Source organism: Stenotrophomonas sp. AN71, from assembly GCF_050435725.1.
In the GTDB taxonomy this organism is placed as follows: Bacteria; Pseudomonadota; Gammaproteobacteria; order Xanthomonadales; family Xanthomonadaceae; genus Stenotrophomonas.
On record NZ_JBNDKU010000009.1, the window covers coordinates 186851 to 193451 of the forward strand.

A 6601-nucleotide genomic window follows, 5' to 3' on the forward strand; every position below is an offset into this window, starting at 1 on the left:
TGCCTGGCAGACTCCCCTGGTAGCTGTCCGTGGTGCGTGAGCAGGGTGTGAAGTACGCCGCGATTGTCTACCGCATCCATGCAGCAGCATCTCAAGTTGCGACGGACGTCGCGCAATCCGGCTAAAGCCGCGGTTGGCATCGCCGATATCCCCTCTGGATCCCGCTCCAGTCCCCCGCTGCAGGACCCCAGGCTGCTCCCGATGGGCGGCCCGCGCTGTGTGTTCCGTCGCTCCCAGATGCCGATCGCACCCGCACCAGACGTTCTTGCCAGCCGCTCGAGAGGTGCCTGCCGGCACCTGTAGTCCTTAGCAACTGAAGTTGCCGCCGGGCATTCCGCCCGTCGGGTCGCAACCCTTTGTCGGACACCGAGGATCAGACAATGCTCATTCCAGGCTTCACGGCAGGCGCGCAGGCGCCGGCCGAGCTGCATACCCGTTGGTCGCCGTGGCGCGCATTGCTTGGTGCGCTGGCGCCGCAACATCGTGCCGGCGCCGAGGCAGCCGCCAACGATCGCGCCGAGCTCGAGGCCCAGGTGGCGGCGCTGCACCGGGTACAGGCGGTCATCGAGTTCGCGCTCGACGGCACCATCCTGCGGGCCAACGACAATTTCCTGCAGGCGATGGGCTACCGGCTGGAAGAAATCCAGGGCAAGCACCATTCCCTGTTCGTCGACCCTGAGCAGGCACGCAGTGCGGAGTACCGCGACTTCTGGGCGCGGCTGGGGCGAGGCGAGTATGACGCGGGGCAGTACCGGCGTTTCGGCAAGGGCCAGCGCGAGATCTGGATACAGGCTTCGTACAACCCGGTGCTGGATCGCCAGGGACGTCCCTACAAGGTGGTCAAGTTCGCCACCGATATCACTGCGCAGAAGCTGCAGACCGCCGATTCGGCCGGGCAGCTGGCGGCGATAGACAAGTCGCAGGCAGTGATCGAGTTCAGCATGGATGGCCGCATCCTGTCGGCCAACGACAATTTCCTGGCCACCACCGGCTACCGCCTGGATGAAGTGCGTGGACAGCACCATTCGCTGTTCGTCGAGCCTGATCACCGCAGCAGTGTCGAGTATCGCCAGTTCTGGGAGAAGCTCGGCCGCGGCGAGTACGATGCCGGCCAATACCGGCGGTTGGGCAAGGGCGGGCGTGAGGTCTGGATCCAAGCGTCCTACAACCCCATCCTCGACCTCAACGGAAAGCCGTTCAAGGTCGTCAAGTACGCCACCGACATCACCGCGCAGGTGCATGAGAACCAGGCGATGCAGCGTGCCGTGGCGCAGACCCGTGAGGTGGTGGCTGCGGCCAAGGAGGGCGATCTGACCCGGCGCGTGGCTACCGCCGACAAGAGCGGGCCGATCGCCGAGCTGTGCGAGGGCGTGAACTCGCTGGTGGAGGCCATGGCCGCGATCATCGGCCAGATCAAGTTCGCGGCCGACACCATTGCGGTGGGTGCGACGGAGATCGCGCAGGGCAACAGCGACCTGTCACAGCGCACCGAGCAGCAGGCGGCCTCGCTGGAGGAAACCGCCGTGTCGATGAAGGGCCTGGCCGAGACCGTGCAGCGCACCGCCACCAACGCGCGCCAGGCCAGTCAGCTGGCCGGTGGTGCTGCCGAGGTCGCCGCGCGCGGCGGCAGCGTAGTGCATGAGGTGGTGGAGACCATGGCGGTGATCAATGCATCTTCGCGGCGCATCGTCGACATCATCGGTGTGATCGATGGCATTGCCTTCCAGACCAACATCCTGGCCCTGAACGCAGCAGTGGAGGCCGCCCGTGCAGGGGAGCACGGGCGGGGCTTTGCGGTGGTCGCCACCGAAATCCGCGAACTGTCGCAACGCTCGGCGGGTGCGGCAAAAGAGATCAAGCAGCTGATCGACGCGTCGGTGGCCAATGTCGGTGCGGGTACGGCGCAGGTCGAGAGCGCCGGCCGCACCATGGACGAGATCGTGGATAACGTGCGCCGGGTCAGCGACCTGATGACCGAGATCAGCACCGCTTCGCAGCAGCAGAGTGACGACATCCAGCAGATGAACCACGCTGTCGATCTGATCGACCAGGGCACCCAGCAGAACGCTGCGCTGGTCGAGGAGGCCTCGGCGGCGGCGCGCAGCATGGAGGAGCAATCGGCACAGCTGCTGCAGACCGTGGCCGGCTTCCGCGTGCAGGGCGGAGGTGGGCATCCGCAGGGTGCGACGGTGCTGCGCGCGGTCTAGGCGCGTTGACCGGGCCGGGCCTGCTCGGCCTTGGCCGGCGGCGCGGCGTGCACACAGTTGCGGCCGGCGTGCTTGGCCTGGTAAAGGGCCTGGTCGGCACGATCGACCAGGTCGCGCGGTTCGCGGTCGTCTCCGGCGGCCTGCCAGGCCACACCGATGCTGATGGTCACATGGCCTTCGGGTGCGGGCAGGACGGCCGCTTCGACGGCGGCTCGCAGCCGCTCGCCCAGTCCCAGTGCGTGGGCGGGGTCGGGCGAGGGCAGGGCAGCGATGAATTCCTCGCCACCGTAGCGGGCCAGCAGGTCGTCACCGCGTTGCAGGCAGCCATCGAGGATCGCGGCGACTGCGCGCAGCCGGCGGTCACCCTCCGGGTGCCCATAGGTGTCATTGAGCCGCTTGAAGTGGTCGATGTCGATCATCAACACCGCCAGGCCCAGGCGCTGGCGACGGGCGCGGCGGTGTGCGCTGCCGAGTGATTCGTCGAAGTTGCGGCGGTTGCCCAGCCCGGTCAGCGGATCGCGCCGGGCCAGCAGTTCCAGTTCATCACGCTGGCGCTGGATTTCAACCTGGGTCAGTACGCTGCGCAGGGCATAGCCAAGCATGGCGCCGATGAAACCGATCGTGGCCAGGGTCGGATGCAGGCGCGCGACCAGCAGTGCCACCATCATCAGCAGCAATGGCAGCATCAGCGGCACACCGGCATCGACGATGCGGCGCAGGTGGCGCGGCATCGCCGGTGCCGGTGCACGGTGCGGGCTGCCGGCCATTACCGCCAGCAGCACGAACAGCCCGCTGATCAGCAGGTCGGTCCAGCCGCCATCGGGTACCTGCGGCTGGAAGGTGTTGATGTAGAGCGCCAGCAGGAAGTATCCCAGCGCGTAGATCGTCAGCGTACGGAAGAAGTCACGGCGATCGGCATTGTCCTCGGCCAGGAAGCGGATCAGTGCGAAGCAGAACACCAGGCTGTTCTGCACGGCGCTCATCGTGCTCAGCCCCTGCATCCACAATGCGGTGTTCAGGTGGGCCAGCGCCTGCGTATGCACGAAGTACAGCAGCCACAGCAGGGCGATGATCACCAGGTCCACGGCGCGTATGCAGCGGGTGCCGCCGCCCGGGCTGGCTGCCACGTAGGTGAGCGGGATGCGGTAGAACACGTACAGCAGCAGCGAGGACAGGGTCATCTCGGCAGGCCCGATGCCGGTCACCTTGCGATACAGCAGCGCCAGCAGGGCAAGGGAGAACAGGCAGACCGCGATGCCGAGCGTGCGCCATTTGCAGGCGGCCTGGCTGCCGCGTGCGCGGCGCACGCAGGCCAGTGCCGCCAGCAGCGGTGCGGTCATCAACAGCAGATGGGAGCCGACTGGATCTTCAGGGCCGATCAGGCCGATGACAAGCGCGTGCGTGACCATGAAAAACAGTGCGGCCCGCAACGTCATGCATTCCCCCGCCCCCAGGTTCGGCTGAGGTCACCATAGGCAGATGCGGGTGAGGCTGGCAAGAAAAGTGTGAACTTCGTCCACTGGCAACGATGTCAGCAGTTGCGTTGTATTTCAGCAACGTGACGCGGTCGCTTCCGCACGCACACGTCCCACCGGCAACCGCTCATCCGTGGGGGCTGAAAATGCAGAAGGCCAGGTCGGGGACCTGGCCTTTGATGCAGTGGTGCCGGTGAAAGGACTCGAACCTTCATGGGGTTACCCCCGGCTGATTTTGAGTCAGCTGCGTATACCATTCCGCCACACCGGCAGGCAGCGTGCGAGTGTAACCGAGGTTGGCGGGAGTTTCATAGGGGCAGGGCCTATCAGGGCGCTTCCTGTCGGCATCGGCCCCGTGATGGCTATACTTCAGGGGCGTAATGGCCTCCAGGAGCGGTAGCTGATGACAGTGTTGCAGGACCTGAGGGTGCTGGTGGTCGAGAATGACGAAATGAGTGCGGCTTTGCTGCAGATGCAGCTGGTGCATGCCGGTGCGGTCGTGGTGGGGCTGGCGGCGAGCGTGTCCGACGCCCTGCGCCTGCTGGAGGATTCCGCTCCGGACGTGGCCCTGCTGGACTATCGGCTGGCCCGCAACGAGACCAGCGAGCCGGTCGCTGCAGCGCTGTCGGCGCGCGGCATTCCGTTCGTGCTGGCCACCGGAATGCTGGCCGAGCAGCTTCCGGCATCGATGCTGGCTGGCGTGCTGCTGGTCAAACCTTACCTGTCGGTGGATCTGTCGCGCGCGCTGGCGCGTGCGGTAGGCCATTCCAGCGCCAAGGCCTGAGCCGTCAGCGCCGGACCGCCGGGAGTATGCTGCGGGGGCCTGAGTGCTCAGGCCTACAAGGAGAGTGGCATGAAGAAGTGGATCAAGCGCATGGTTGCTGCGGGTGTCCTTTCGATGGCGGTCTTCGGCGGTACGGCGTCTGCCGCCTGGTGCGGCCAGCCCTGTTTCCAGCTCTACAAGAGCTGCATCGCGCGTGGCGGTGAGGTTGAGCAGTGCCTGCAGGAACAAGCCTTCTGCGAAGAGGCGATGTGCGGTGGCAACCCCTGATCCAGGAACCCCGCCCAGGCGGGGTTTTTCATCTGAGCCGGGTGTTCAGCCCACTTCGTCGTACACGTAGCGGATGTCCTCACGGTCATCGAGGATGCGGTACTGGCATGCCAGATCATCCGGGTCGGGATTGAGCCAGGCGTCGAGATGTTCCTTGCGGATCGGCACCACGCCACGGTCATGCCCGGCAGCGGCGACGTCGCGGGAAGGTGCGTCGGTGATCGTGGCAAAGGACAGCAGGCGGCCTTCCGGCCCCTCCCATTCTGCCCAGAGGCAGGCCAGCAGCAGGTCGCGTGGTGGATCGGGCCGGAATTCGAGCACCACGTCCTGTTCCTTTTCGTCGCTGCCGAGTGTTCGGCCGGCGAGGGCGTGGCGTGGCACATGCTCGTAGAACGCCTGTACCACCACCACGCCGTGGCGCAGCCCGAAGGCGCCGCGCCAGTAGCCTTCCAGGCTGTCACGGCGCGCATTGTAGGTGCCGGGATAAAGCACGTCGTTGCGCGCCGGCTTGTCCGGCAGCCGGCACTGGTAGCGCATCGGCTTGATCACCCGCCGACCGTTCTCGCTGACCATCACCGGGGCATAGGTGCCGGGAAAGATGCGGTTGTCGCGTGGCAGCAGCTGCACGCGGTGCAGATCTTCCAGCCGGGCCTGCGCACGGTCGATGCGGTTGCCGGCCACGCGCAGGTCGTTGCGGGCCTTCTGCGTGGGGCGGCTCGCCAGCGTGGCGTGGGCGATATCGCGCCGCTCGCGCTGCTGTGCCAGCTCGGTCTCCAGGGACTGCTGTTCCTGTGCATGCCATTGCTGGATCTTCGCCACGATATCGCGGCCCTGCTCGGTACGCGCGCCGGCGAATCCGTCGTCCATCGCTTTGGGTGTTTTCGGTCGCTTCTTGCCGGGATCATGCGCGTACAGTGCGGCGAATTCCTCAAGCGAGAGGATGGCGCCGAATTCGCGCACCAGCGTGGCGTAGTCGGCGCGGATCAGCGCGGAATAACACATGGGAACTCTGTCTGCGTGGGTCGCAGCGGCTGCGACGTGGATGCGGCAGCATAGCCCGACCTACAGGAGACGCCGCATGAACGATTCCACTCCCTGCCTGTTCCGCGAGGCCGTGCCGACGGTCGAAGACTACTGCCAGTTGCGCGTGCTTGCCGGCCTCAGTGCCAAGGACCGGCAAGCGGCCGGGCGCGCTCTGCCCAATACCCTGTTCGGTGTGTGTGCGTACCAGGGCAGCGAACTGGTGGCGATGGGCCGCATCGTCGGCGACGGTGGCTGCCACCTGCAGGTCTGCGACATCGCGGTGCTGCCACGGCTGCAGGGGCAGGGGCTGGGTAAAGAAGTGATGCGACGCCTCGATGCATGGATGCAGGCGAATCTTCCGCCGTCGGCGTACGTCAGCCTGCTGGCCGATGGCGAAGCGCACCGCTTGTACGCGCAGTTTGGTTTTGCGCCGACCGCACCGGCATCGATCGGGATGTATCGCCGGTTTTGAGGTGCGGTCGAGGTGAAGCCATCCACGCATGGCGTGGATCTACTGAAGGTCGGGTAGGTCCAGGCCATGCGTGGATGGGATGTCGGACGAGGCGGTAGATCCACGCCATGCATGGATAGGGCTTTATCGAGAATCGCAGGCAAAGAAAAACCCCGGCCAAGGCCGGGGTTTCAAGAATTGGCGTCCCCACGGGGATTCGAACCCCGGTCGCCACCGTGAAAGGGTGATGTCCTAGGCCTCTAGACGATGGGGACGCACGAAAACTTCAAGTTGTAGATCTTTCGACGGCCTAATGTCGAAAGTGGTGGAGCCAAGCGGGATCGAACCGCTGACCTCCTGCATGCCATGCAGGCGCTCTCCCAGCTGAGCTATG

The 6601-nt window shown here is 65.7% G+C and carries 6 protein-coding genes and 2 tRNA genes; 4 read left to right on the forward strand and 4 right to left on the reverse strand.

All coding sequences use genetic code 11. The features are described 5' to 3' along the window. The first annotated feature begins 380 nt into the window (after positions 1 to 380). A complete protein-coding gene (locus ABH900_RS15265) occupies positions 381 to 2207 on the forward strand; it encodes a methyl-accepting chemotaxis protein (protein ID WP_429623948.1) in 1827 nt (608 codons plus the stop codon). Here the strand turns inward: ABH900_RS15265 and ABH900_RS15270 are convergent. Beyond that, a complete protein-coding gene (locus tag ABH900_RS15270; RefSeq protein WP_429623950.1) occupies positions 2204 to 3643 on the reverse strand; it encodes a GGDEF domain-containing protein in 1440 nt (479 codons plus the stop codon). The genes ABH900_RS15265 and ABH900_RS15270 overlap by 4 nt on opposite strands. Before the next feature lie 224 nt (positions 3644 to 3867). Beyond that, positions 3868 to 3953, reverse strand: a tRNA-Leu gene (locus ABH900_RS15275). A gap of 132 nt (positions 3954 to 4085) precedes the next feature. On the opposite strand from ABH900_RS15275, the gene ABH900_RS15280 reads away from it, so the two are divergent. Both ABH900_RS15280 and ABH900_RS15285 read left to right on the forward strand, forming a co-directional pair. Further along, the gene (locus ABH900_RS15280) at positions 4086 to 4466 is read left to right on the forward strand and encodes a response regulator (protein ID WP_429623951.1); all 381 of its coding nucleotides are present in this window, start codon (positions 4086 to 4088) and stop codon (positions 4464 to 4466) included. A 69-nt stretch (positions 4467 to 4535) separates the two neighbouring features. Beyond that, positions 4536 to 4733: a hypothetical protein gene (locus tag ABH900_RS15285; protein WP_010484956.1), complete on the forward strand. Its 198-nt coding sequence runs from the start codon at positions 4536 to 4538 to the stop codon at positions 4731 to 4733. Positions 4734 to 4778: 45 nt separating this feature from the next. Here ABH900_RS15285 and ABH900_RS15290 read toward each other — a convergent pair whose 3' ends face one another. Continuing rightward, a complete protein-coding gene (locus ABH900_RS15290) occupies positions 4779 to 5735 on the reverse strand; it encodes an SOS response-associated peptidase family protein (RefSeq protein ID WP_429623953.1) in 957 nt (318 codons plus the stop codon). Between the two features lie 76 nt (positions 5736 to 5811). Here ABH900_RS15290 and ABH900_RS15295 point away from each other — a divergent pair, with 76 nt between their 5' ends. Next, a complete protein-coding gene (locus ABH900_RS15295) occupies positions 5812 to 6228 on the forward strand; it encodes a GNAT family N-acetyltransferase (protein ID WP_429623955.1) in 417 nt (138 codons plus the stop codon). Positions 6229 to 6406: 178 nt separating this feature from the next. On the opposite strand, the gene ABH900_RS15300 is transcribed toward ABH900_RS15295, so the two are convergent. Further along, positions 6407 to 6482 (reverse strand) — tRNA-Glu (locus ABH900_RS15300). Positions 6483 to 6601 lie beyond the last annotated feature (119 nt).